This is a genomic window from Pseudoduganella violaceinigra DSM 15887 (assembly GCF_000425385.1).
Lineage (GTDB): Bacteria > Pseudomonadota > Gammaproteobacteria > Burkholderiales > Burkholderiaceae_D > Rugamonas > Rugamonas violaceinigra.
Genome location: NZ_AUDI01000012.1, coordinates 158,977 through 182,788 on the forward strand (window position 1 = coordinate 158,977; position 23,812 = coordinate 182,788).

25 protein-coding genes and 1 tRNA gene are annotated in these 23,812 nt (G+C 63.0%); 15 read left to right on the top strand and 11 right to left on the bottom strand.

What is annotated here, in order from left to right:
• Positions 1-83 precede the first annotated feature (83 nt).
• Together H597_RS0108725 and H597_RS0108735 are read left to right on the top strand one after the other, a co-directional pair.
• On the top strand, positions 84-857 hold the full coding sequence (locus H597_RS0108725) for a helix-turn-helix domain-containing protein (protein WP_229632130.1): 774 nt from the start codon (positions 84-86) through the stop codon (positions 855-857).
• Between the two features lie 143 nt (positions 858-1,000).
• Positions 1,001-2,932: a helicase-related protein gene (locus tag H597_RS0108735; protein ID WP_028101801.1), complete on the top strand. Its 1,932-nt coding sequence runs from the start codon at positions 1,001-1,003 to the stop codon at positions 2,930-2,932.
• Here H597_RS0108735 and H597_RS0108740 read toward each other — a convergent pair.
• Together H597_RS0108740 and H597_RS0108745 are read right to left on the bottom strand one after the other, a co-directional pair.
• Entirely contained in the window at positions 2,929-4,290 is a 1,362-nt protein-coding gene (locus H597_RS0108740) for a sensor histidine kinase (RefSeq protein WP_028101802.1), read from the bottom strand. The two genes, H597_RS0108735 and H597_RS0108740, sit on opposite strands and share 4 nt — an antisense overlap.
• On the bottom strand, positions 4,287-4,940 hold the full coding sequence (locus H597_RS0108745; protein WP_028101803.1) for a response regulator: 654 nt from the start codon (positions 4,938-4,940) through the stop codon (positions 4,287-4,289). The genes H597_RS0108740 and H597_RS0108745 overlap by 4 nt, the downstream gene beginning before the upstream one ends.
• Positions 4,941-5,043: 103 nt before the next feature.
• Between H597_RS0108745 and H597_RS0108750 the strand changes: the two genes are divergently transcribed.
• Complete coding sequence (locus tag H597_RS0108750; protein ID WP_035373570.1) at positions 5,044-6,309, top strand: outer membrane protein assembly factor BamB family protein; 1,266 nt, start codon at positions 5,044-5,046, stop codon at positions 6,307-6,309.
• On the opposite strand, the gene H597_RS0108755 is transcribed toward H597_RS0108750, so the two are convergent.
• The 5 genes from H597_RS0108755 to H597_RS0108775 all read right to left on the bottom strand — a co-directional run bounded on the left by H597_RS0108755 (position 6,268) and on the right by H597_RS0108775 (position 10,175).
• Entirely contained in the window at positions 6,268-6,777 is a 510-nt protein-coding gene (locus tag H597_RS0108755; RefSeq protein ID WP_154668025.1) for a hypothetical protein, read from the bottom strand. The genes H597_RS0108750 and H597_RS0108755 overlap by 42 nt on opposite strands.
• A 58-nt stretch (positions 6,778-6,835) precedes the next feature.
• Positions 6,836-6,911: transfer RNA gene (locus tag H597_RS0108760), tRNA-Lys, on the bottom strand.
• 54 nt (positions 6,912-6,965) lie between these two features.
• Positions 6,966-8,729: a type IV pilus assembly ATPase TfpB gene (tfpB, locus tag H597_RS0108765; protein WP_035373571.1), complete on the bottom strand. Its 1,764-nt coding sequence runs from the start codon at positions 8,727-8,729 to the stop codon at positions 6,966-6,968.
• Positions 8,730-8,737: 8 nt separating this feature from the next.
• Positions 8,738-9,547 (bottom strand): spermine/spermidine synthase domain-containing protein, encoded by an 810-nt coding sequence (locus tag H597_RS0108770; RefSeq protein WP_028101807.1) that lies wholly within the window; start codon positions 9,545-9,547, stop codon positions 8,738-8,740.
• 112 nt (positions 9,548-9,659) lie between these two features.
• Positions 9,660-10,175: a glycine zipper 2TM domain-containing protein gene (locus H597_RS0108775; protein WP_028101808.1), complete on the bottom strand. Its 516-nt coding sequence runs from the start codon at positions 10,173-10,175 to the stop codon at positions 9,660-9,662.
• Positions 10,176-10,483: 308 nt separating this feature from the next.
• Here H597_RS0108775 and H597_RS0108780 point away from each other — a divergent pair, with 308 nt between their 5' ends.
• The 6 genes from H597_RS0108780 to H597_RS0108805 all read left to right on the top strand — a co-directional run bounded on the left by H597_RS0108780 (position 10,484) and on the right by H597_RS0108805 (position 16,114).
• Complete coding sequence (locus H597_RS0108780) at positions 10,484-10,882, top strand: barstar family protein (RefSeq protein ID WP_028101809.1); 399 nt, start codon at positions 10,484-10,486, stop codon at positions 10,880-10,882.
• An 80-nt stretch (positions 10,883-10,962) separates the two neighbouring features.
• Positions 10,963-11,571, top strand: a complete 609-nt coding sequence (purN, locus tag H597_RS0108785; protein ID WP_028101810.1) for a phosphoribosylglycinamide formyltransferase — start codon at positions 10,963-10,965, stop codon at positions 11,569-11,571.
• Positions 11,572-11,590: 19 nt separating this feature from the next.
• A complete protein-coding gene (locus H597_RS0108790; protein ID WP_028101811.1) occupies positions 11,591-12,883 on the top strand; it encodes an RsmB/NOP family class I SAM-dependent RNA methyltransferase in 1,293 nt (430 codons plus the stop codon).
• Between the two features lie 78 nt (positions 12,884-12,961).
• Positions 12,962-14,260: a mechanosensitive ion channel family protein gene (locus H597_RS0108795; protein WP_028101812.1), complete on the top strand. Its 1,299-nt coding sequence runs from the start codon at positions 12,962-12,964 to the stop codon at positions 14,258-14,260.
• Positions 14,261-14,344: 84 nt separating this feature from the next.
• Positions 14,345-15,541 (top strand): DesA family fatty acid desaturase, encoded by a 1,197-nt coding sequence (locus H597_RS0108800; protein ID WP_028101813.1) that lies wholly within the window; start codon positions 14,345-14,347, stop codon positions 15,539-15,541.
• Positions 15,542-15,634: 93 nt separating this feature from the next.
• Positions 15,635-16,114 (top strand): hypothetical protein, encoded by a 480-nt coding sequence (locus H597_RS0108805; protein WP_154668026.1) that lies wholly within the window; start codon positions 15,635-15,637, stop codon positions 16,112-16,114.
• 45 nt (positions 16,115-16,159) lie between these two features.
• Here the strand turns inward: H597_RS0108805 and rpmG are convergent, their stop codons facing one another.
• The 4 genes from rpmG to H597_RS30275 all read right to left on the bottom strand — a co-directional run bounded on the left by rpmG (position 16,160) and on the right by H597_RS30275 (position 18,470).
• A complete protein-coding gene (rpmG, locus tag H597_RS0108810) occupies positions 16,160-16,330 on the bottom strand; it encodes a 50S ribosomal protein L33 (protein ID WP_028101815.1) in 171 nt (56 codons plus the stop codon).
• Between the two features lie 11 nt (positions 16,331-16,341).
• Positions 16,342-16,578, bottom strand: a complete 237-nt coding sequence (gene rpmB, locus H597_RS0108815) for a 50S ribosomal protein L28 (RefSeq protein ID WP_008451488.1) — start codon at positions 16,576-16,578, stop codon at positions 16,342-16,344.
• A gap of 127 nt (positions 16,579-16,705) precedes the next feature.
• Positions 16,706-17,380 carry a RadC family protein gene (radC, locus tag H597_RS0108820; RefSeq protein WP_028101816.1) on the bottom strand — a complete coding sequence of 225 codons (675 nt, stop codon included), beginning with the start codon at positions 17,378-17,380 and terminating at the stop codon, positions 16,706-16,708.
• A gap of 79 nt (positions 17,381-17,459) precedes the next feature.
• Positions 17,460-18,470, bottom strand: coding sequence for a S1C family serine protease (locus H597_RS30275; RefSeq protein WP_051293638.1), 1,011 nt, complete (start codon positions 18,468-18,470; stop codon positions 17,460-17,462).
• 125 nt (positions 18,471-18,595) lie between these two features.
• On the opposite strand from H597_RS30275, the gene H597_RS0108830 reads away from it, so the two are divergent.
• The 6 genes from H597_RS0108830 (at position 18,596) to H597_RS0108855 (ending at position 23,808) form a co-directional block, all read left to right on the top strand.
• Positions 18,596-19,039, top strand: coding sequence for an FKBP-type peptidyl-prolyl cis-trans isomerase (locus tag H597_RS0108830; RefSeq protein WP_028101817.1), 444 nt, complete (start codon positions 18,596-18,598; stop codon positions 19,037-19,039).
• 4 nt (positions 19,040-19,043) lie between these two features.
• Entirely contained in the window at positions 19,044-19,994 is a 951-nt protein-coding gene (gene ispH / locus H597_RS0108835) for a 4-hydroxy-3-methylbut-2-enyl diphosphate reductase (protein ID WP_028101818.1), read from the top strand.
• Positions 19,995-20,159: 165 nt separating this feature from the next.
• On the top strand, positions 20,160-21,089 hold the full coding sequence (locus tag H597_RS0108840; protein WP_028101819.1) for a branched-chain amino acid ABC transporter permease: 930 nt from the start codon (positions 20,160-20,162) through the stop codon (positions 21,087-21,089).
• A gap of 12 nt (positions 21,090-21,101) precedes the next feature.
• Positions 21,102-22,304 (top strand): branched-chain amino acid ABC transporter permease, encoded by a 1,203-nt coding sequence (locus H597_RS0108845; protein WP_035373578.1) that lies wholly within the window; start codon positions 21,102-21,104, stop codon positions 22,302-22,304.
• A gap of 11 nt (positions 22,305-22,315) precedes the next feature.
• Positions 22,316-23,086: an ABC transporter ATP-binding protein gene (locus tag H597_RS0108850; RefSeq protein ID WP_028101821.1), complete on the top strand. Its 771-nt coding sequence runs from the start codon at positions 22,316-22,318 to the stop codon at positions 23,084-23,086.
• Positions 23,086-23,808, top strand: coding sequence for an ABC transporter ATP-binding protein (locus H597_RS0108855; RefSeq protein WP_028101822.1), 723 nt, complete (start codon positions 23,086-23,088; stop codon positions 23,806-23,808). The genes H597_RS0108850 and H597_RS0108855 overlap by 1 nt, the downstream gene beginning before the upstream one ends.
• The last annotated feature ends 4 nt before the right edge of the window (positions 23,809-23,812 follow it).

Sequence of the window (23,812 nt, forward strand, 5' to 3'; positions counted from 1 at the left end):
GCGCTACAATGCTCCGCATGTTGCCAATTAGTACATTCATCGTGCCGCGCCGGTCGCTCGCCTCATGTGTGCGGGCGGTCGTGGTGCGCAGTACGATCGGCTGCGAGCTGCCCGATGAACAGCGCTTGAACCGCTACCCGGCAAGCGCATTTCCAACCCTGTTCCTGCAGCTGGCCGGGCAGTCCGTGATGGTCGAACCGTGGCGGCCGGAGATGGTCTGTCCGGAAGGCGGCGTGCTGCTCTCGGGTATCCAGCAAGGACCCACCGCCTCGGTCAACCCCGGCCCGGCGCATTTCATGATGGTTCTGTTTTTCCCGGACGCGCTGCACCGGCTGACCGGGATCGACATGAATGGTCTTGCCGGCCAGTTCCTGCCCATCGACGCATTGCTCGGCGCCGAATGGCGGGAACTTGCCGCTGGCATGCTTGCGGCAGCCAGCGACGAAGCGCGCGTGGCGCTGCTGGAGGAATTCCTTGAGCCGCGCTGGCAGGCCGTGCGCCAGGGCGGGCCGTTTGATGGCGCCGCCGGCGACTGGGTGCGCCGCCTTGGCGCGCAAGCCGCCGCCGCAGGCATCGGCCGCAGCGCGCGCATGGCCGAACGCCGCATACGCGAATGGGCGGGCCAGCCGCTGCGCCGCTTGCGCCGCGCCTATCGTGCCGAACAGTCCTTCCTTGCAGCCCGCGACGAGGCCTTGAAAGGCAAGATATCGCTGGGCGATGTGGCGCAGCGCGGCGGTTATTCCGACCAGGCGCATATGAGCCGCGAGGCCCGTGAAATCAGCGGCCTGAGTCCAACGGAGATCCTGCGGCGCGGGCTGGAGGATGAGACTTACTGGATCTACCGCATCTGGAATTAAGGGGCAGCCCATGGCCGTAGCCGGCGAGGATGCGGCGCCAGCTGCCATCGGCCTGCACCGCGTCCAATGCGCCTTGCCAGCGTGCCAGCGTGCCAGCTTGCTCCGCGCCGTGGGCCTCGTCAAGGCGCTATAATCGCCACGCCATGACAGATTTTGACGACGACGAACAGCTGGTGCATGAACTGGGCCTGACGGCCCGCGGCATCGGGCTGGCAAAGCAGGAAGGCCGGGTATTCCTGCGCTTCACCGGTTCGGTGGAGCTGGACGGCCTGCACATTCCCTACGACCTGGTGCCGCAGCAAGGCGTGCTGGCCAAGCCGTCCAAGTGGCGCAAGCTGGATCGCGACGGACGCGCGGCCTTGCTGCTGGAGCGCGGCGGCGAGGCGGCGCAAAGCGCGCTGCATGCCGATGTCGTCGTTTTCGCCGCCGAACTGCGCGAGGAATGCGACGATTACGGCATGGCGCCGATGGACTTCCTGCATGCGCTGCAAGACATGCAGACCTCGGAGCCGTCGGGCCTGGTGTTCGACCGCATCCGCCAGCGCCTGGAGCATGCGGTGGAACGCCACCGCGAAGAGCGCCATGCCGAGCGCACCCGCCAAAGCATCAACCTGGCCGAATATCCCGACACCTTCGAGGTGGCGCGCCGCATGCCGCGCAAGTTCATCGCGCTGCTGGGACCGACCAACTCCGGCAAGACCCACAAGGCCATGGAAGCCCTGGCAAAAGCGCGCAGCGGGGTCTATCTTGCGCCGCTGCGCCTGCTGGCGCTGGAAAACTACGAACGCCTGCAGGCATCCGATCCCGATTTGAAGGTCAGCCTGGTCACCGGCGAAGAGCGCCGCATCGAGGCGGGCGCCACCCATATTGCCAGCACGGTGGAAATGCTCGATACGCGCACTCCGGTGGACGTGGCGGTGATCGATGAAATCCAGATGCTGGCGGACCGCGACCGCGGCGCCGCCTGGACCGCGGCCGTCTGCGGTGCGCCGGCGCGCACGGTCTACCTGGTGGGCGCCGCTGAAGCGCGGCGCGCGGTGGAGGCGCTGGCCGAACGCCTGGAATGCGAACTGGAAGTGCACATCCTGAAGCGCAAGGCGCCGCTGGGCATGGAATCGTCCGCCGTGCGCAAACTGAAGGGCCTGCGCAAGGGCGACGCGGTGATCGCCTTCTCGCGCCGTGAAGTGCTGATGTGGCGCGATATGGTGACCGAGGCCGGCCTGTCGGTCGCCACGGTGTACGGCAACCTGTCGCCGGAAGTGCGGCGCGCACAGGCGCAGCGTTTTCGCGACGGCCATGCGGATGTGGTGGTCGGCACGGATGCCATCGCCATGGGCCTGAACCTGCCGATCCAGCGCGTGGTGATGACCACCACGGTCAAGTACAACGGCTACGAGGAGGAGGAAATCCCGGCTGCGCTGGCGCGCCAGATCGCCGGCCGGGCGGGGCGCTACGGCGTGCACGAGGAAGGCCATGTGGCCGGCTACGACGACGAGACGCACGGCGTGATGCGCTCGCTGCTCAAGGAGAAGCTGCCGCAGATCAAGTCGACCGGCTTCGCCGTGGCGCCGACGCTGGAGCACCTGCACCGCATCGCCGCCGTCACCGGCGAAGATTCGCTGGCGCGGCTGTTAAAGCGCTTTGTGCACAATATCGATGTGCCGGACGGTTTCTTCTTCCCGCGCATCACCGAGGAACAATTCGAGCGCGCCGAATGGCTCGATACCTTGCCGCTGTCGGTGGCGGAAAAATTCACCTTGTCGCTGGTGCCGGTTTCATCTCACGTGGCCGCCTTGCAGAAGGCCTGGGAGCACTGGTGCGTTTCCCTGTCACGCAAGCGCGTGACGCAACTGCATCCGGAACAGAACCCGTTGCACTGGATGAACCTGCAGGAGGCGGAAGACGCTTGCCGCCTGTATTCCGCCTACGCTTGGCTGGGGTATCGCATGCCGGAGCACTTCCCCGACGTGGCACTGGCGCTCGATCTGTCGCGCTCCGCGTCGGCGCGGGTCGATTCGATCCTGCAGGACCAGAATGCCATCAACCGCCGCCGCCAGCCTAAGCGCTTCCGCTAGGCTTCCGAAAAACTGACCTGCACCCGCAGTCCCCGCCCGCCGTCGCCGGCAAGCAGTGCGATGCGGGCCCGGTTGCGCTGGGCGGCCCGTTCGGCGATCGCCAGTCCCAGGCCGCTGCCCGCTTGCAGCTGGCCTGCGATGCGGTAGAAGCGCTCGAACACTTTGGTGCGCAGTTCGGGCGCGATGCCCGGGCCTTCATCGCTGATCGCCAGCACTGGCGCCGCGCTCCCCGCGAGCGATACCATGACGCGCCCGCCGTCGGGCGAATACTTGATGGCGTTGCCCACGATGTTGTCGAGCAGGGCCACGATGCTCTCCCGATGCAGCGGGAGCATGCAGGCCGCCGGCGCCTCCAGTTCCAGCTCCACATTGCGCTGTATTGCCAGCGGTGCGGCGTGCGCCATGCGCTCGCGCAGCATGTGCGCCAGGTCGAGCGGCAGTGGGGCGCCGGCTTCGTCGTCGTGGCGCGCACGTTCGAGCGCCAGCAACTGGTGCACGGTATGCGTGGCGCGCGCCACGCCTTGCCGCAAGCCGTGATCGGCTTCGTGCGCGCGTGCGGGATTTTCCCGATGGTTCAGCAGCAGGTGGGCGTTGGCCTGGATGACGGAAAGCGGCGTCTTGAGTTCGTGCGCCGCGTCTGTCAGGAACTCCTTGTCGCGTTCGACCCTTTCGGTCAGGCGCTGCATCAGGCGATTGACGGAAGCTGCGAGCGGCGACAGTTCCCGGTAGCCTGAGGGCGGCAATGGCTGCAAGTCGCTGCCGGTGCGCTGCTCGATGGCGGCCACCATTTCCTGCAATGGCTGCAGGCCGCGCCGGGCGATGAACCATGCGGGCAGCAGCAGGAAGGGCAGGCTGTATAGCAGCGGCGCGATATAGTAGGCGGCGCCCGACCCGGTCAGCAGCCAGCTGGTGTCGTGCATGGCGTCGCGCCGCACGATCAAGCCGCTGGCCGCATCGTGCTCGGTGTCATAGGACCAGTCGGCACCCAGCGCAGGGCTATCCGGCTGCGGCAGCGTCAGGCCACCGGGCAGGCCGCCTTCCGAGCGGTAGATGCGTTCCCCGTGCAGCCATACCTGCAGCATGGCCGGTTTGGACCAGTAATCGACTTCGCGCAGCATCTCGAAGCGCAGCCTTTCGACTTGTTGCGCCACGCTCGCCGCTTGCGCCGGGTCGCGCGCGACAGAGCGCAGGTTGAGCATGACCTGGCGCGCCCAGCCCCGGTTCTCGGCCGCGGTATGGCGCGCATGCAGCACCTTGGTCTCGTACACGGCCAGGCCGACCACGCCCAGCCAGATGGCAAGCATGACAAGCAGGAAGCCGCCCAGCAGGCGGCGGAACAGGGAGCGCTGTGCCTTCATGGCGCGATCATGTAGCCGACGCCGCGCACGGTGCGCACGCGCCGTTCGCCGATCTTCTTGCGCAGGTTGGACATGTGGACGTCCAGCGACTGGCTTTCGCTGCCGGCCAGTGCCCGGTTTTCCAGCTCCGTGCGCGTCACAACACGGTCGGCGGACTGCAGCAACGCGCAGAGCAGCGAGTACTCGGTCGGGGACAAGGCGAGCGGTTCGCCTTCGCAGGTGACGAACTTGCGCCGGTCGTCCAGCGCGAGCGCGCCGCAGGACCACAGGCCCGATCCGGCCGCAGCGCCATGCGTGCGCCGCAGCACGGCGCGCAAGCGCGCCAACAGCTCCGCCATGTCGAATGGCTTGACGAGATAGTCGTCGGCGCCGCTGGCGAAGCCGGCCAAGCGGTCTTCCAGCGCATCGCGCGAGGTAATCAATACCACCGGCAACTGGGCGCCGCCGCTGCGCAGTTCACGCAGCAGCGCCATACCGTCGCCGTCGGGCAGGCCGAGATCCAGCACGGCGGCGCTGAATGTCTCCGGCGCCAGCAGGCGCCGCGCATCCGATGCCATGCGCACCCAGACGGCATCGAAACCGTCGTCCAGCAGCACCGCCTGCAGCGCGCGGCCCAGTTCCAGATCGTCTTCTACGAGAAGGATTTTCATGGCTGGAGAGTGTAGCAGCATGCGCGGCGGCGGCCTTTAGCAAGCCTGAAGGTTGGCCGCGCCGCACGTCGCTAGAATCGCCGCATTCACCAAGGAGACCTTCATGCGATTGTTTAATTCCCTATTGGCGCTGGCGCTATGCCTCGCTGCGGCCTGTGCCGATGCGGCGCTGCCGCTGAACCTGGAGCACACCATCGAACTGCGCGCACAGATTTCCGCGAGCCCTGTCGTTGCGCAAGGCAGGCTATACATCGGCGCGGAGAACGGCAACCTGTACGCCTTCGACCTGGCGAGCCGCAAGCTGGCATGGCTTTATCATGCCGGCGCCGGTATCGGCTCCACGCCCGCCGTGGCGGAAGGCATCGTGTACGTGTTGGCGCGCGACGGCCTGCTGCATGCCGTGGATGCCCAGTCCGGCGTTCAATTGTGGGAATTTGCCACGCAAGGCGAAGCGCGCTTTGACAGCTATGGCCTGCACGGCCGGGCCAGGAAAAGTGCCGCAACAGGCGATCCGTGGGACTTTTGGCTATCGTCGCCCGTGGTGGCTGGCGGCCGCGTGTATTTCGGCAGTTCCGACGGGCGGCTGTACGCGCTCAACGCAATGACAGGCGAGATGCAATGGTCATTCAAGAGCGGCGGCATGATCCACGCCGCGCCGGCCGTCAGCGGAAAGGCGCTGGTATTCGGCAGCTGGGACGGGGCGGTGTATGCGCTGGATGCGGTCAATGGCAAACAGCTATGGCGCTATCAGACCGAGCAAAAGACCGGCAACACGACCGGCGTTCAGGCGCCGCCGCTGATCGACGGGGACACGGTATATATCGGTTCGCGCGATGCCTATTTCTATGCCTTGGACCTGGCCAGCGGCAAAATGAAATGGCGCTACAACGGCAACGGTTCGTGGGTACTCTCAGGCGCCGTCAGCGATGCGGGAAGCGTCTATTTCGGCACCTCCGACAGCAACCTGCTGGTCGCGCTGGACAAGCGCACGGGCAAGCCGCTGTTCGAACACGATACCAAGGTGTGGACTTATGCAACCCCCTTGCTGTCGGAGGGCGCCGTGTTCGGCGCCACCATGCGCGGCGAATTGTTCGCGTTGGACGCCGCCACGGGTAAGCTGCAATGGTCGTGGCGCACAGCGGAGAGCGCGGCCGACGAATTCGGGCTGCTTGCCCCGGACACTGGAAAATTCAATGGCCAGCGCCTGTACGAGGGCCGACATTCGGTGCTGGCCTCGATCGAGCACGTGAAGCGGCTGGGCGCCTTCATCGCGGCGCCCATATGGCACGACGGCCAATTGCTTGCCGCCACTGCCGATGGCCGTTTGCTATTCTTCGGTGCCGGTGCCGGTGCTGTTCGGACGCCCTGACAGCGCGCGGCAGGCCGCGAGAACTACTGCCAGGCCGCCGCTTACCAGTCCGGCAAGGCAGTGCAGGTAGGCGCAGAGGATCTCGTTCGCCGAGTTTTCGCTTCTGAAATTCAGCAGGCAGTGCAAGTCGGCCAGGATCAGCAGGGCAAGCGCTGCCAGCGTGAAGTACTGCAGTCCGCGACGTGTGCGGGATATGGCGACAATGAAGACGGGCAGCAGCATGCAAACCAGGGCAATCACGCCGTAGATACTATCGAGTATCCCGAACGGGATTGCGGGCAGGATTTCGCCGGGGTAGCGTGCCGCGAGTTCAAGCCATTTGCCGAAGCTGTCGGCGGATTGAAGGTCAAGGGAGGGATCGCTGTGGAAATTGAGCGAACTGAATTGGGAAACGCCAAGTAGAAGCTGGCCGCTGAGCAGTAGAAGCAAGGCGCAAAGCGTGCGGGTGACGTGGGTATTCCGTAGCATATTCCTGGATCCGAAAACAAAAAAGCCTCGTCCGAAGACGAGGCTTTCCTGTTCATTCTGGTAGGCCGTGCGGGGCTCGAACCTGCGACCAACGGATTAAAAGTCCGCTGCTCTACCAACTGAGCTAACGACCCGAAGAGGCCGTATTATATACGTGACTTGCGCCGTTTGCCAAGCGGCTTTTTTCATTAACGCATCGCGGTCACTTTGAGCACTTCTTCGGCCGTGGTGACCCCTTCGCGTACCTTGAAAGCGCCCGCGATGCGCAGCGGCTTCATGCCTTCGGAAACGGCCTGCTTGCGCAAGGCGGTGATGTCGGCTTCCGCCTGCATCAGGGAATTGAAGGTCTCACTGGTGGTCAGCAGCTCGTAGATGCCGGTCCGGCCGCGGAAACCGGTCTGGCGGCATTCCGGGCAGCCTACCGGGCGATACACCTGCTCCGGCTTCTTGATGTCCCAGCCTCCGCTCAGGCCTTCCCAGATATCATCGGCGATTTCACCGCCGGCTTCCTTGCAGTCCTTGCACAGGGTGCGCACCAGGCGCTGCGCCATGATGCCGATCAGGGTGGCTTCCAGCATGTAGTAGGGCACGCCCAGTTCCAGCAGGCGCATCACGGCGGAGGGCGCGTCGTTGGTGTGCAGGGTGGACAGCACCAGGTGGCCGGTCAGCGCGGCCTGGATCGCCATTTCCGCGGTCTCCAGGTCGCGGATCTCGCCCACCATGATGATGTCGGGATCCTGGCGCATCAGGGCGCGCACGCCGTCGGCGAAGGTGAGGTCGATGCCCGGCTGGACCTGCATCTGGTTGAAGGATGCCTCCACCATCTCGATCGGGTCCTCCACCGTGCAGACGTTGACCTCCGGCGTCGCCAGCGCTTTGAGCGTGGTGTACAGCGTGGTGGTCTTGCCGGAACCGGTGGGGCCGGTCACCAGGATGATGCCGTGCGGGCGCGAGGTCAGCGCGTCCCAGCGCTGCGCGTCTTCCTGCGGGAAGCCGAGCTCCGGCAGGGTCTTCACCACCACCTCGGGGTCGAAGATACGCATCACCAGCTTTTCGCCGAAGGCGGTCGGCAGCGTCGATAAACGCAGTTCGATTTCCTGGCCGCCGGCGGTGCGGGTCTTGATGCGGCCGTCCTGCGGGCGGCGCTTCTCGATCACGTCCATGCGCCCCAGCAGCTTGATACGCGCCGTCATTGCGATCATCACCACCGCCGGCACCTGGTAGACCTGGTGCAGCACGCCGTCGATGCGGAAACGGATGGTGCCCAGGTCGCGCTTTGGCTCGAGGTGGATATCCGACGCGCGCTGCTCGAACGCATACTGCCACAGCCAGTCTACGATATTGATCACGTGCTGGTCGTTGGCGTCGACCGTCTTGTTCATCTTGCCAAGTTCGACCAGCTGCTCGAAGTTATTGCGCAGTGCCAGGTCCTGGCCGGTATTCTTGTTGGCGTGCTTGATCGACTTGGCCAGCGAGAAGAACTGCGAGGTGTACTGCGAGATATCGAGCGGGTTCGAAATCACGCGCCGGATGATGCGGCGCGACACTTTGGCGATCTCGCCTTCCCACTCCAGGGCGAACGGATCGGCGGTGGCGACGGTCAGCGTGTCGGGCGTGATTTCCACCGGCAGGATGTTGAAGCGAGCGGCATAGCTGGCCGACATCACGTCGGCCACCTTGGTGAAGTCGATCTTCAGCGGATCGATGCGGTAGAAGGGCAGCTTGGAGCGGCGCGCGACCCATTCGGTCAGCGCATCGAGGGTCAGCAGCTTTTCATCCTTGACCGACACCAGCTTGCAGTGCGCCACCGCGCTGAGCGGGTGCATGATGCCCGGCGTATTGCGCAGGATGCCCTGCGCATGCGAGTAAAGCCCCTTGACTTCGGCCTTCTCGACCATTCCATCAGCCAGCAGCCAGGTGAAGATAACTTGAAGATCGAGTGCTTTTGCCATGTGTAACCTTATGCGAGTGCGGCTTGCAGTCCCTTGACCCAGGACTTTGCGGGCAATTTGGTGTCGGCGACGATTTGCGCGGCACGCCCGGCCAGCGCTGCCAGGTCGATCGTTCGGCGTGTCTTGAAGGCGATCGCCACCACATTCCCATCATGCACTTCCGGCAGCGAGACCACTTGCGCGAAGGCGAACTTCATCGCCTTCAGGTTTTTGGCGTAGCTCGGATGGTCGCCGAACAGGTTGACGGTCATGATGCCATCATCATTCAGGCAGGCGGCGCAGGCTTGGTAGAACTCGGGGGTATCGAGCACGGGACCGCGGGCGGTGGCGTCGTACAGGTCGACCTGCAGCGCGTCCAGCGTGCCGTGGTTGGCAGGATTGGTGACGTAATCCATGGCATCCATTTCCAACACATCCAGCCGGCCGTCGTTGTCGGGCAGCTTGAACATGGAATAGCAGATGCTGATCACCGACGCGTTGAGCTCGATTGCGCTGACGCGGGCGTCGGGGAAAGTCTTGTAGCAGAATTTGGTCAACGCGCCGGTGCCCAGGCCCAGCTGGGCGATATGGGCGGGCGCTGCGTGCCACAGCATCCACGCCATCATCTGCTGCGCGTACTCCAGTTCCGGCCAGTCCGGCTTGCGGATGCGCATGGCGCCCTGCACCCATTCGGTGCCGAAGTGCAGGTAGCGCACACCGTCCAGTTCGGACAGGGTGACCGGGGCGAACTTGGGCTTGCGGGTGGCCGGCTTAGCGGCGGGCCGGGAAGCGGGCCGCAGCGATTCCTCTTTTTCGATGGATTTACGTTTGATCAGCATGGCGGCATTATCCCGCGTTATCTTGCTTGCAAGCAAGCGCACAAACGAAAAAGGGGCGCGCCCCTTTCCCGTCCAGCGGAAAAGCGGCGCGCCCCCTGGTATTCGTTTGCGCTTAGTTATTCATCGGTTCGATATTCACGCGCAGGCGGATGCGCTGGCCCGGGTCGTAGCTCATGAAGCTGGTGTAGTTGCGGCCGCGGTAGTCGTATTCGACGTTGTAGCCGGTGGTGCGGGTTTCATAGGCATCGACCATGCGGCATTGCTTCACGGCCTGCTCCTGTACCGCGCCCGGCTGCGCATTGGCGTTCTGGGTGCGGTCGCCGATCACGGCGCCGGCAATCGCGCCGGCGGCGGTGGCGGCGGTCTTGCCGTGGCCACCACCGACCTGGCTACCGACCGCTGCGCCCAACAGGCCGCCGATGATGCTGCCGCCGACGCCGCGCTCGGCCGGCTGCTGGACCTGAACATATTCGGTGCGGCATTCCTGGCGCGGGCGATTGATCTGTTCGGTGACCGGGGAGACGCGGGTGACGTGACCGTAGTCTTCGAAATTAGTGGCTTGCGCTTGCGCCAGTGGCAGGGCGCCGAGGCTCAGTGCTGCGAAAAACAATTTAGTTTTGGCGTTCATTCTATTTACCTCGTTTCTGGTTTTTTGAGCAGTTCGCTGGGTTGAATTGGAATTGCACGCCTAAATATTAACGCCGCCGGCCGCATCGCTGTGGGAAGTAAGGCAACAAAATGTAACCCCATGTTTTTGGGTTAATATGGTAAGTTTTTAACAAAACTTGCGTTAGGACTCACTTTCGGGTTGATTCATAGAGTACAACACGTTACCCTTATGGCGAGGAATCAGATTGACAGGGAGAAACGAAAGCTCCGGCCCCGGCGCATTGACCCGCCTGAGGCTTGTATTGGATAGGTCGATTTGAGGGAAAGATGAGTTTGTTGATAACTGTGCCGCCTAATTTAGTCCAGTCTATTCGCGCCTTCCGCGTGGCAGAGCTGCAGGACGAGGCAGCGCGCCTGGGGCAGCACTTTTTGTATGCGCATTGCCATGCCGGCCTGACCAAGCAGCAAGTCCTGGGGATTATTGCCGAGTCTTTCCATATTCCGAAGCCGCACGCCAAGAATTTCGACGCGCTGCGCGAAACCCTGACCGACACCATGGCCAAGGCGGGCGAGCAAGCCGGCTTCCTGGTCGTGCTCGAGCAATTGCCGAATACGCAAAAGTTTGACCGCGAAGCGCGCGAGTGCCTGCTCGATGTGTTCCGCGATGCCGCCGACTTCTGGGCTGAAAAGAAAGTACCGTTCCGCGTCTTCTACTCCTTCGAGTAGTCCCGATTCCCCTCTTGCATAGTTTGCTGCGCAGCAGCATAATGTCGCGTTGGCTCGCCTGAGCAGGTACAATGGCGGCCATGAAAAACATCGTCATCCTCATTTCCGGACGCGGAAGCAATATGGAAGCGGTGGTCCGTGCAGCCCAGGCCGAACAATGGCCCGCCCGCATTGCCGCCGTCATCAGCAATAAGGCGGACGCCAAAGGCCTCGAATTCGCGGCCGCGCACGGCATTCCGACCGCCGTAGTCAGCAACAAGGATTACCCTAGCCGCGAAGCATTTGATGCTGCGCTGCAGGAAGTCATTGACGGCTTCAGCCCCGACCTGGTGGTGCTGGCCGGTTTCATGCGCATCCTCACGCCGGGCTTCGTCGCCCACTACGAAAACCGTATGCTGAATATCCACCCGTCGCTGCTGCCGCTGTTCCCTGGCTTGCACACGCACGAACAGGCGCTGGCATCCGGCGCCGCCACGCACGGCGCCACCGTGCACTTCGTGACCGCCGAGCTGGACCATGGCCCACTGGTGGACCAGGTGTCGGTGCCCATCCTGCCGGGCGATAGCGCCGATGTCTTGGCGGCGCGCGTGCTGGCGCAGGAACATATGATGTACCCGCGCGCCATCCGCTGGTTCGTCGAAGGCCGGATGAAGATCGAGGATGGCAAGGTCAATATTGACCGCCACTGAACAACTAGAAAGAAATACCATGCGTTTGCCACCATACGTCCTCACCAGCGCTGAAACCGTGCTGCGTGAAATCATGCGCTTCACCGCGCCCGCCGACACCACCCTGTCGCATTTCTTCAAACTGCACCCGAAGCTGGGCGGCCGCGAGCGCGGCGCCATCGCCGAATCGGTGTACGCCGTGTTGCGTAACAAGGCCTTCTTCACCGACCGCGCCGAAGCCGGCTCCGGCGGCGCCACCATCCGCCGCCTGGTACTGCTGGGCATGGCCGACGCGGTCGGCATCGACGCGCTGCCGGGCCTGTCGGAAGACGAATCCGAATGGCTGAAGCGCCAGCTGGAAATCGACCGCTCGCTGCTGCACAAATCGATGCGCGCGAATATGCCGAAATGGCTGTTCGACAAGCTCGTTGCCCAGTATGGCGAAGACGAAACCCTGGCCCTGGCCGATGCGCTGAACACCCCGGCGCCGCTGGACCTGCGCGTCAACGCCATGAAGACCGACCGCGACGCCGTGATCGCCGAACTGGCCAACGCGCCCATCATCGCCGAGCCGACCCCATTCGCCCCGCTGGGCCTGCGCCTGAAGAAAAAGCCGGCGCTGCAAAACCTGCCGCTGTTCAAATCGGGCGCCATTGAAGTGCAGGACGAAGGCAGCCAGCTGCTGGCGCAAATCCTGGGCGCCAAGCGCGGCGAGATGGTGGTCGACTTCTGCGCCGGTGCCGGCGGCAAGACGCTGGCCCTGGGGGCGCAGATGCGCAACACCGGCCGCCTGTACGCCTTCGACGTCTCGGAAAAACGCCTGAGCAAGCTGAAGCCGCGCCTGGCGCGCTCCGGCCTGTCGAATGTGCACCCGGTCGCCATCGCCCACGAAAAGGACGCCAAGGTTAAGCGCCTGGCCAGCAAGATCGACCGCGTACTGGTCGACGCGCCATGCTCGGGCATGGGTACGCTGCGCCGCAATCCGGACGTGAAATGGCGCCAGCCGGAAAGCGCGATCGGCGAAATGCAGGAAAAGCAGATCTCCATCCTGGACGGTGCCGCGCGCCTGGTGAAGTCGGGCGGCCGCCTGGTGTACGCCACCTGCTCGCTGCTGGAAGAAGAGAACGACGCCGTCGCCAAGCAATTCATTGACCGCCACCCGGACTTCGAACTGGTGCCGATGAGCAAAGTGCTGGCCGAGCAGAAGATCGCCAACCTGGAAATGGGCGACTACCTCAAGCTGCTGCCGCACAAGCACCAGACCGACGGCTTCTTCGCAGCCGTGTTCGAGCGCAAGCCCATGGCCAAGCCGGCCGAGGCCGACGAAGAGTAATTACTGTCCAGCCCGTGGCAACCTTGGGGTCAGGCTCTTTGCTTGCCACGGACCGAACCATAAGGAGGATGCCAAACGATGCCGTTGGCGAATTTGCTGAGTGATTTGTTGGGGGACTTGCGCGATCCGAGCCTGGTGTGGCAGGGCGGGGCGATCATGCTGTCGATCTTGCTGGGCTGGACTTTGTCGCGCTTCCTGCGCCGCGGCGTCGAGGCGCGCACGGCGAACAACCATGTGGCACGCTTCGGAGTCGAGAGCTTCGGCCGCGTGGTCGGGCCGCTGGCCATCGTCGCCTTGCTGTGGCTCTCGCAGAAATTGCTGGGCCGCTGGTACCACACCAATCTGTTCAAGCTGGCGCTGCCAATCTTCAGCTCGCTTGCCGTCATCCGCTTCGGCTTTTACCTGCTGCGCCGCGTGTTCGCGCGCGGCGGCGTGGTGGGCGAGGGCATGCAAACCATCGAGAAGGTGTTCCAGCTGCTGGTGTGGCTGGCCTTCGTGTTCTATATCACCGGTTTTTACCAGGACATCTTCGACTTCCTCGACGACACGCTGATCCCGCTCGGCAAGCACAAGGTCTCGATTTCCACCATCCTGCAGGCCGCCGTTTCCGTCGTGGTGCTGCTGTTGCTGGCGATGTGGGCCGGCGCGGCGCTCGAAGAGCGCTTGATGAACCTGCATAATATGCATTCCAACCTGCGCGTCGTGCTGGCGCGCATGGGGCGCGCGCTGCTGATCCTGGTGGCGGTGCTGGTCAGCCTGTCGCTGGTGGGGATCGACTTGACGGTGCTGTCGGTGTTTGGCGGCGCCCTGGGTGTCGGCCTTGGCCTGGGCTTGCAGAAGATCGCCAGCAATTATGTGTCGGGCTTTATCATCCTGCTCGACCGCAGCCTAACCATCGGCAATGTCATCACCGTCGACAAGTACAGCGGTCAGGTCACGCAGATCAATACCCGCTATACCGTGCTGCAGGGCGCCGACGGCGTCGAGTCCATCGTGCCGAACGAGATGCTGGTGTCGGGCGCGGTGCAGAATTCTTCGCTGACCAATCCGGCCGTGGTGATTGTCACGCGCGTCACGGTCGGCTACGAGTCCGATGTCGACTTCGTGCTCAAGCTGATCGAAGATGCCGCCCTCACCATCGAGCGCGTGATGAAGGACAAGCCGCCCTCCGGCATGCTGCAGGCCTTCGGTGCCGATGGCCTGGAACTGGCGCTGGCTTTCTGGATCAATGATCCGGAAAATGGCCGCGGCGGCGTGACTTCGGATGTCAATCGTGCAATCTGGAAGGCTTTGAAAGAAAATAATATTGCTGTACCGTTCCCGCAACGCGAGGTGCGCCTGCTAGGCCCTCTGCCGGAGCATCTGCCTAATAAATAATCAGTTCCTAAGGGAAAACCTTCCTCAAATCACTGTCGAATGCGCGTACAATTGCGCCTATTCGTGGCCTCATTTGGAGTTGTAATGGATTTAAGCGCAGTTCTCGATTTCATCAGTAATGGCGTGACCGGCCTCGGCGTTTGGGGCACGGTGGCGGCAACGCTGATCCTGACCCATATCACCATCGCCAGCGTGACGATCTTCCTGCATCGCCACCAGGCGCACCGTGCATTGGAATTGCACGCGATTCCTTCGCACTTCTTCCGCTTCTGGCTGTGGTTGACCACCGGCCAGGTGACCAAGGAGTGGGCCGCGATCCACCGCAAGCACCACGCCAAGTGCGATACCGAAGAAGATCCGCACAGCCCGGTGACCAAAGGCATCAAGAAGGTATTCTGGGAAGGCGCCGAGCTGTACCGCGCTGAATCGAAGAACAAGGAAACCATGGAGAAGTATGGCCACGGCACGCCGGACGACTGGATCGAGAAGAACCTGTACTCGCGCTTCAGCTGGCAGGGCGTGGCACTGATGCTGATCCTGGACATGATCCTGTTCGGCGCCAAGGGCATTACCGTGTGGGCCGTGCAGATGCTGTGGATCCCCGTGACCGCCGCCGGCATCATCAACGGTATCGGCCACTGGTGGGGCTACCGCAATTACGATTGCGCCGATGCCGCCACCAACATCGTCCCTTGGGGCATCATCATCGGCGGTGAAGAGCTGCACAACAACCACCACACCTACGCCACCTCGGCCAAGCTGTCGTCCAAATGGTATGAGTTCGACATCGGCTGGGGCTATATCCGCGCCATGGAAATGGTTGGCCTGGCCAAAGTGAAGAAGATGCCGCCGAAGCCGAAATTCGACACCGCCAAGGTGAAGGCCGACTTCGACACCCTGCAGTCCGTGATCGCCAACCGCTACGACGTGATGGCCAAATACGCCAAGTCGGTCAAGCACGCCTGGAAGGAAGAGCTGGCGCAACTGAAGGACAAGGCGCAGCTGGAATCGCGCTTCCTGAAGTCGTCCCGCAAGCTGCTGCAGCGCGAGCCGGGCAAGCTGGCGGCGCCGCAACAGCAGCAGCTGGTGGAACTGTTCCAGCACTCGAAGGCGCTGGAAACCATGCACAATATGCGTGTGGAGCTGGGCGTGCTGTGGGAGCGTTCGCACTTTACGCGTGATGAGCTGGTGCAGAAATTGCAAGACTGGTGCGAGCGCGCGGAAGCGTCGGGCATCAAGTCCTTGCAGGAATTCTCGCTGCGCCTGCGCAGCTACGCCTAATACGCAACACACTTTCCAGCAAGACGGCCCTTCGGGGCCGTTTTGCATTATGCTCTCTGTTTCTTTGTGGAAAATAATTGGATGGAGGCAACTTTGAAACGCTTACTTTTGCCGCTGGCGCTGATGCTGGCGGGCAGTGCACACGCGGCGTCCTGGCAAATCAAACCGGAGGGCCTGGGCCCGTACAAGGTTGGCGCGCGCTACGAAAACCTGGGCACCACCTTCGGCGGCCTGGAGGCGGACAAGATGATCTCGGACGACAAGAACTGCCGCGTGGCCCGTTCGAAGCGCTATCCGACCGTGGAAGTGACCTTCGTGCGCAAGGTCGTGGCGCGGGTCGACGTGTCCGGCGGCTATGGCACCGAGCGCAATATCAAGATCGGCGATCCGGCTTCCAAGCTGGTGCGCGTGTATGGCGACGCGGTGAGGCCGCATCCCCAGCATGAGGATTGGCTGATGGTGGAAACGGGCGACCGCGAACTGGCCATCCGCTACATGATGAATGACGGCAAGGTGGCCGCCATCCACGCCGGCAAGCGCCTGCAGCTGCAAACGCTGGAAGGCTGCAAATAAAAAAACCGCCCGGAAGGGCGGTTTTTTGTTCGAACCGAAGATCGATTACTTGATCTTGGTTTCCTTGTACATCACGTGCTTGCGTGCTTTAGGATCGAACTTCATGATTTCCATTTTGGAAGGCATGGTGCGCTTGTTCTTGGTCGTGGTGTAGAAGTGACCAGTACCAGCGGTCGATTCCAGCTTGATCTTGTCGCGGCCAGTTTTTGCCATGATTCAGCTCCCTATTAAACTTTCTCGCCACGTGCACGCATGTCGGCCAGGACGGCGTCGATGCCGACCTTGTCGATTACGCGCAGACCGGCGTTAGACAGACGCAGGGAGACCCAGCGGTTTTCAGATTCAACAAAAATACGACGGTTCTGCAGGTTAGGCAGGAAACGACGTTTGGTTTTGTTGTTTGCGTGGGAAACATTGTTGCCGACCATCGGCTTCTTCCCAGTAACTTGGCAAACACGTGCCATGGCACACTCCTTGAATTACTTCCGAATTTGGAAAAACAAGAGTATATGGAATTTCCTGAGCTTTTTCAAGCACTTGCGAAAAACAATTGTGTCATGTGAAAATCGATTAATTTAACATTTGTAAAAGCTAGATTTGACCGTGTTCGGCGAAGGAATGGACTTGGTGTCCGGCCACCACAAAATGGTCGAGGATGCGGATATCCACCAGGGCCAGCGCCTGCACCAGCGCCCTGGTCAGCAGCAGGTCCGATTCGCTGGGTTCGGGCGTGCCGGACGGGTGGTTATGCACCAGCATCAGCCCGGCGGCGTTGTAGGCCAGCGCCTCGCGCACCACTTCGCGCGGGTAGACCGAGGTATGGGTCAGGGTGCCGCGGAACAGTTCGCGCGCCTCGATCAGGCGGTTTTTCACGTCCAGGAACAGGACGTGGAACGATTCATACGGCTTGCCGCGCATGCGCAGGCTGAGGAATTCGCGCACCGCCTGCGGCGAACCCAGCACGTGGCGCTCGGCCAGCTGTTCGGCGATGGCGCGCCGCGCCAGCTCCATGGTGGCCTGCAATTGCGCGTATTTGGCCGCGCCCAGCCCGGGCACGACGCAAAATTCCGTCAGCGAAGCGGCCAGTAGCGCGTGCAGGGAGCCGAAGCGGTTGAGTGCATCGCGCGCCAGCGCCACGGCATCCTTGCCGGGAATGCCGGTGCGCAGGAAAACCGCCAGCAATTCCGCATCCGACAGCGATGCCGCGCCTTGCCGTATCAACCGTTCACGCGGCCGCTCGCTGGCCGGCCAGTCTGGAATCGCCATTCCCGCCTCCGCTTGCAAAGTATGCATTGTCCGGTGCGGCGGCGGACGGCGCCTTGAAGCGCCTCAAGCCTGCTGCTGATTATTGCGGCGGCCGGTAGACCACCGTGTTGTCGATGGCGTACAAGTAGCAGTGCTGCCGGTATTCCTTTTCGCAGCGCTTGATGGCCCGTTCGGACGGTTCGCGCGGTGCGCCTTGGTCCTGCGGCGCCAGGCTCCAGGTTTGCCAGGTCTGCCCGTCGTCGCTGATGGCAAAGGCGCGCGGCAGGGGCGCGGCCAGGAAGCGCTTGTAAGCCGCTTCCGGTCCGGCGCCCGCCGCCACCCGCTTGAATTTTGCCAGGTCGTCAATCTCGGCGTAGCCGGACGCCTGCAGGCCGGGCCGCGCCGCAGGGCTCACCGGCAGGGGCGGGCTGGCGGCCGCCTTGGCGGCTTTGCGCGCATCGGCCCGCGCCATCCAGGCGGCGTGGCGTTCGGCCAGTCCTTTGGCGAGCAGGATGGGCCGGGCCAGGTTCAGGTTTTGCGCGTTTTCGTAGCCGGCCGTGCTGATGCCGATCAGGCGCCCGTTTTCGTCGAATACGCCGCCGCCGCTGGAGCCTGGCGAAATCGGGGCGCTGATCTGTATCCACGCCAGCCTGCCCTTGCCATCCTTGCGCAGGGCGGAAATCAGGCCGTCGCTCAGCGTCAGCTCCAGGCCGCGCGGGTTGCCCAGCGCGTAGATGCGGCTGCCGACCGCCAGGCGGTCGCTGTCGCCTTGCTCCACCGCCGGGGCGTCCAGGCCTTTTGCCGTGACCTGGCAGAGATCGTTGTCCGGGTCGGCGTACTGCAGCACGATGCCGAAGCTGCGGTTGTCCTGCTGCACGGTCGCGCCATAGCTGCCCAGCAGGACGTGGCAGTTGGTCAGCAGCGTTTCGCGGCCGATCACCACGGCGCTGCCCTGGCCATAGGGCTTGCCCTGCTTGTCGAAGGTATTCACCCGCCATACGCTGGGGGCCAGCCTGGCGTACAACTGGTCGGCCGGCAGGGCGCGGGCGGCGTCGGGGAGGGCGGCCAACAGCAGGCCGGCGCAAGCGGGCAACAGGCGGGAAAGGGGCATGGCAAGCTTTCGTGATGGCGATAGTGAATATTATTATTTTCGCATCATTAAAATCAACTGCCGAATGGGCAGGGCGCCAGCCAAGGCTTTACAATACCGCTTTGCCCGTCACCAGAGTTGTTTCCATGTCTAACGTTGTCACCGCTTCGGCCTACCTTACCCTGCAATACCGCCTCGCCTCCATGGATGGCGTGAATATCGTCTCCACCTTTGAAGGCAATCCTGCCACGCTGATGCTGGGCCAGGGCCAGCTGGCGCCGAACCTGGAAGCGCTGCTGATCGGCCTGCCGGAAGGCACCCACAAGGTATTCGAACTGGCGCCCGGCGAAGCCTTCGGCCCGCGCAACCCCGACCTGGTGCAGGCCGTGACCCGCGCCACGCTGGAGGAAAACTCCGATCCGGACAATGAATACAAGATCGGCGACCTGGTGGACTTCGCGGCGCCCAAGGGCGGCCGCTTCGCCGGCGTCTTGCGCGAACTGCGCGACGACGTCGCCATTTTCGACTTCAACCACCCGCTGGCCGGCCAGCCGGTCAAGTTTGAAGTCAACATCATCTCGGTGCTGTAAGACTATGGACAAAGAAATCCTCCTCGCCCAGCCGCGCGGCTTCTGCGCCGGCGTCGACCGCGCCATCGAAATCGTCGAGCGCGCGCTGCAGCAGTTCGGCGCGCCGATCTACGTGCGCCACGAAATCGTGCACAACGCCTATGTGGTGGAAGACCTGCGCGCCAAGGGCGCCATCTTCATCGAAGAACTGGACGATGTCCCGTCCGGCAACACGCTGGTGTTCTCGGCCCACGGCGTGTCGAAGGCGGTGCGCGCGGAAGCGGAAGCGCGCGGCCTGTCCATCTTCGACGCCACCTGCCCGCTGGTGACCAAGGTTCACGTGGAAGTGGCCAAGATGCGCAAGCAGGGCTGCGAAATCATCATGATCGGCCACGAAGGCCACCCGGAAGTGGAAGGCACCATGGGCCAGACCGACGAGGGCATGTACCTGGTCGAGACGGTGGAGGATGTGGCCCGCCTGCAGGTGCGCCATCCGGACCAGCTGGCCTATGTGTCGCAAACAACGCTTTCCGTGGATGATACGGCACAAATCATCGAAGCCCTGAAGGCAAAATACCCGAATATTATTGAGCCGAAAAAAGGCGACATCTGCTACGCCACCACCAACCGCCAGGAAGCCGTGAAATTCATGGCGCCGCAGGTCGAGGTGGTGATCGTGGTCGGCTCGCCGAACAGCTCCAATTCCAACCGCCTGCGCGAGGTGGCCGAGAAGAAGGGCACCCCGGCGTATATGGTGGACAACGCCTCCCAGATCGATCCAGCCTGGCTGGACGGCAAGCTGCGCTTCGGCGTCACGGCCGGTGCCTCGGCCCCGGAAGTGCTGGTGGAAGCCGTCATCAACCGCCTCAAGGAACTGGGCGCGAAGAGCGTGCGCACCCTGGACGGCGTGGAAGAGGCGGTAACTTTCCCGCTGCCAAAAGGCCTTGATGGCGGCAAAAACAACAGCGCCGAGTAATACGGGCCGGAGCGCAAAGAATTTAATTTAGAATATTGCGGATTTTCCACGATTAGTTTTTCGGAAACCTCGCTATGATGGCGAACGCTTCCAAACGGCGGCACCACGAGGGAAACCTTGGGTGCCGTTTTTATTCGTTCTTTTGAGTACTAAAGGGCAGACCCGATGGATACTTTTATCCAACAAATTCTCAACGGCCTGGTGCTGGGGAGCATGTATGCGTTGATCGCCCTCGGCTATACGATGGTGTACGGCGTGCTGAACCTGATTAACTTCGCCCACGGTGACGTGCTGATGATCGGCGCGATGATCGGCCTCTCCATCTTGAAACTGCTGGGCGTGTACGCCCCGGGCCTGCCGGGCTACGTACAGCTGGGCATTGCCATGCTGGGCGCCATCCCCGGCTGCATCATCGTCAACGTCCTCATTGAGCGCATCGCCTACCGCCGCCTGCGCAATGCGCCGCGCCTGGCGCCCCTGATCACCGCCATCGGCATGTCCATCCTGCTGCAGACCTTTGCCATGATGATCTGGGGCCGCAATCCGCTGACCTTCCCGCAATTGTTGAGCACCGACCCGATCCAGTTGGGCGGGGCGTCGATTACCGTGACCCAGCTGCTGCTGCTGGCGCTGGCCGGCCTGTCGATGTTCGGCCTGGTCATCCTGGTCGAGAAGACCCGGCTGGGCCGCGCCATGCGCGCCGTCTCGGAAAACCCGCGCGTGGCCGGGTTGATGGGCGTCGATGCCAACCGTATCATCGTCGTCACCTTTGCCATCGGCGCCGCCCTGGCCGCCGTGGCCGGCGTGATGTGGGGCGCCAATTACGCCAACATCGTGTTCTACATGGGCGCCCTGCCGGGAATGAAAGCCTTCTGTGCCGCGGTGCTGGGCGGGATCGGCAATATCTATGGCGCCATGGTCGGCGGTATCGTGCTGGGCCTGATCGAGGCGCTGTGCACTGGCTATATCTCGGACCTGACCGGCGGCTTCATGGGATCGAACTACCAGGATATCTTCGCCTTCTTCACGCTGATCGTCGTGCTGACGCTGCGTCCGTCCGGCATCATGGGCGAACGCGTGGCCGACCGCGCTTAACAGGATCTGGACATGATGCATTTCGACACGCAATCGCACCCCAAGCAGGCCTATCGCAACCTGGCCCTGCTGCTGGCGGCACTGCTCATCTTCCCGTTCGCGGTCGCTCCATTCGGCGATTCCTGGGTGCGTATCGCCGACATGGCCCTGCTGTATATCATGCTGGCGGTGGGCTTGAATATCGTGGTGGGCTTCGCCGGCCTGCTGGATCTGGGGTACATCGCCTTCTATGCCTTGGGCGCCTACCTGACCGGCATGCTCGCTTCGCCGCAGTTCGCCACCTTCCTGGAATCGCTGATCAATTTCAGCCCGGCCATCGGCAATGCGCTAGCGGCCGTCATGGGCGAGGATATCCGCAGCAATGGTATCCATTTGTCGGTATGGTTCATCGTGCCCATGGCCGCGGCGCTGGCGGGCCTGTTCGGCGTGATCCTCGGCGCCCCGACGCTCAAGCTGCGCGGCGATTACCTGGCCATTGTGACGCTGGGGTTCGGTGAAATCATCCGGGTCTTCCTGCAAAACCTGATCGATCCGGTCAATGTCACCAATGGCATGCAAGGCATCAATATGATTGATCCGATCAAGGTGTTCGGCGTGAGCCTGGCCGGCGAGCGCGGCATCGTGGCCGTCGGCGGCTTCTCCATGCCGAAAGTGAATGCCTATTACTTCCTGTTCCTGCTGCTGGCGATCGGCACCGTGTTCGTCACCAGCCGGCTGCAGCATTCCCGCCTGGGCCGCGCCTGGGTCGCCATCCGCGAAGACGAAATCGCCGCCAAGGCCATGGGCATCAACACCCGCAACGTCAAGCTGCTGGCCTTTTCCATGGGCGCCACTTTCGGCGGCGTGGCAGGCGCGATGTACGCCTCGTTCACCGGCTTCGTGTCGCCGGAATCGTTCAGCCTGACCGAATCGATCAGCGTGCTGGCGATGGTGGTCCTGGGCGGTATCGGCCATGTGCCCGGCGTGGTGCTGGGGGCGGTATTGCTGGCCTCGCTGCAGGATCTGCTGCGCTATGTGGTCAATCCCTTGCAAATGAAGCTGTTCGGCGAAGTGCTGATCGATGCGGAAGTGTTGCGCCAGCTGCTGTACGGCCTGGCCCTGGTGCTGATCATGCTGGTGCGCCCTGCGGGACTGTGGCCCTCGCCCAAGCATGAAGATCGTCCGGACGCCGATTCGGACGCCAAGGGCCAGTCGACCGGCGTAATGGCAGCATGAGGCTAGTAGAGATGAGCGAACAAGTAATCCTGAAAATCGAAGGCGTCAACAAACGCTTTGGCGGCCTGCAGGCCCTGACCGACGTGCGCATCAAGATCAACAAAGGGCAGATCTACGGCCTGATCGGACCGAACGGCGCCGGCAAGACCACCTTCTTCAATGTGATCACCGGCCTGTACCAGCCCGACACCGGCACCTTCGAACTGGCCGGCCAGCCTTACTCGCCGTCCGCGCCGCACGCGGTGGCCAGGTCCGGCATTGCCCGCACCTTCCAGAACATCCGCCTGTTCGGCGAGATGACGGCGCTGGAAAACGTGATGGTGGGGCGCCACGTGCGCACGCGCCAGGGCGTGCTCGGCGCCATCTTCCGCCACAAGGCCGCGCGCGAGGAAGAGGCGGCGATCCGCCAGCGCGCGCAGGAACTGCTGGACTTCGTCGGCATCGGCCACTTTGCCAGCCGCACCTCCAAGTCCCTGGCTTACGGCGACCAGCGCAGGCTGGAAATCGCCCGCGCGCTGGCGACCGACCCGCAGCTGCTGGCGCTGGACGAGCCGGCGGCCGGCATGAACGCGACCGAAAAGCTGGCCCTGCGCGAGCTGCTGGTGAAGATCAAGAATGACGGCAAGACCGTGTTGCTGATCGAGCACGATGTGAAGCTGATGATGGGCCTGTGCGACCGCATCAGCGTGCTGGAATACGGCAAGCTGATTGCCGAAGGCTTGCCGGCCGAAATCCAAAGCAACAAGGCCGTGATTGACGCCTATCTGGGAGGAGCGCACTGATGGGCGCCAATGTATTGAAAGTTTCGGGCCTGAAGGTCGCCTACGGCGGCATCAAGGCGGTCAAGGGCATCGACCTGGAAGTCAATGAAGGCGAACTGGTGACCCTGATCGGCGCCAACGGCGCCGGCAAGACCACCACGCTGAAGGCCATCACCGGCACCCTGCCGGCCTGCAAGGTGGAAGGCACCGTGTCCTATCTGGGCCAGTCGCTGAAAGGCTCGCAGTCCTTCCACCTGGTGGAGAAGAAGCTGGCCATGGTGCCGGAAGGGCGGGGCGTGTTCACCCGCATGACCATCACCGAAAACCTGATGATGGGCGCCTACACCATGAACGACAAGGCCGCCATCGCGGCCGATATCGAGAAGTGGTTCGGCGTGTTCCCACGCCTGAAAGAGCGCGCCGGCCAGCTGGCCGGCACGCTGTCCGGCGGCGAGCAGCAGATGCTGGCCATGGCGCGCGCGCTAATGTGCCATCCGCACCTGCTGCTGCTGGACGAGCCTTCCATGGGCCTGTCGCCGATCATGGTCGAGAAGATCTTCGAGGTGATCCGCGACGTGCACCAGCAGGGCATCACCATCCTGCTGGTGGAGCAGAACGCCAAGCTGGCGCTGCAGGCTGCCAACCGGGGCTATGTGATGGAGTCGGGCGCGCTCACCATGACTGGCAATGCCGCCGACATGCTGGACGACCCGCGCGTCAAGGCCGCCTACCTGGGCGAGTAGCGAT

Coding starts and splice junctions, on each gene's coding strand:
- H597_RS0108735 (WP_028101801.1), top strand. CDS start 1,001: ATGACAGATTTTGACGACGACGAACAGCTGGTGCATGAACTGGGCCTG.
- H597_RS0108740 (WP_028101802.1), bottom strand. CDS start 4,290: ATGAAGGCACAGCGCTCCCTGTTCCGCCGCCTGCTGGGCGGCTTCCTG.
- H597_RS0108745 (WP_028101803.1), bottom strand. CDS start 4,940: ATGAAAATCCTTCTCGTAGAAGACGATCTGGAACTGGGCCGCGCGCTG.
- H597_RS0108750 (WP_035373570.1), top strand. CDS start 5,044: ATGCGATTGTTTAATTCCCTATTGGCGCTGGCGCTATGCCTCGCTGCG.
- H597_RS0108755 (WP_154668025.1), bottom strand. CDS start 6,777: ATGCTACGGAATACCCACGTCACCCGCACGCTTTGCGCCTTGCTTCTA.
- tfpB (WP_035373571.1), bottom strand. CDS start 8,729: ATGGCAAAAGCACTCGATCTTCAAGTTATCTTCACCTGGCTGCTGGCT.
- H597_RS0108770 (WP_028101807.1), bottom strand. CDS start 9,547: ATGCTGATCAAACGTAAATCCATCGAAAAAGAGGAATCGCTGCGGCCC.
- H597_RS0108775 (WP_028101808.1), bottom strand. CDS start 10,175: ATGAACGCCAAAACTAAATTGTTTTTCGCAGCACTGAGCCTCGGCGCC.
- H597_RS0108780 (WP_028101809.1), top strand. CDS start 10,484: ATGAGTTTGTTGATAACTGTGCCGCCTAATTTAGTCCAGTCTATTCGC.
- purN (WP_028101810.1), top strand. CDS start 10,963: ATGAAAAACATCGTCATCCTCATTTCCGGACGCGGAAGCAATATGGAA.
- H597_RS0108790 (WP_028101811.1), top strand. CDS start 11,591: ATGCGTTTGCCACCATACGTCCTCACCAGCGCTGAAACCGTGCTGCGT.
- H597_RS0108795 (WP_028101812.1), top strand. CDS start 12,962: ATGCCGTTGGCGAATTTGCTGAGTGATTTGTTGGGGGACTTGCGCGAT.
- H597_RS0108800 (WP_028101813.1), top strand. CDS start 14,345: ATGGATTTAAGCGCAGTTCTCGATTTCATCAGTAATGGCGTGACCGGC.
- rpmB (WP_008451488.1), bottom strand. CDS start 16,578: ATGGCACGTGTTTGCCAAGTTACTGGGAAGAAGCCGATGGTCGGCAAC.
- radC (WP_028101816.1), bottom strand. CDS start 17,380: ATGGCGATTCCAGACTGGCCGGCCAGCGAGCGGCCGCGTGAACGGTTG.
- H597_RS30275 (WP_051293638.1), bottom strand. CDS start 18,470: ATGCCCCTTTCCCGCCTGTTGCCCGCTTGCGCCGGCCTGCTGTTGGCC.
- H597_RS0108830 (WP_028101817.1), top strand. CDS start 18,596: ATGTCTAACGTTGTCACCGCTTCGGCCTACCTTACCCTGCAATACCGC.
- ispH (WP_028101818.1), top strand. CDS start 19,044: ATGGACAAAGAAATCCTCCTCGCCCAGCCGCGCGGCTTCTGCGCCGGC.
- H597_RS0108840 (WP_028101819.1), top strand. CDS start 20,160: ATGGATACTTTTATCCAACAAATTCTCAACGGCCTGGTGCTGGGGAGC.
- H597_RS0108845 (WP_035373578.1), top strand. CDS start 21,102: ATGATGCATTTCGACACGCAATCGCACCCCAAGCAGGCCTATCGCAAC.
- H597_RS0108850 (WP_028101821.1), top strand. CDS start 22,316: ATGAGCGAACAAGTAATCCTGAAAATCGAAGGCGTCAACAAACGCTTT.
- H597_RS0108855 (WP_028101822.1), top strand. CDS start 23,086: ATGGGCGCCAATGTATTGAAAGTTTCGGGCCTGAAGGTCGCCTACGGC.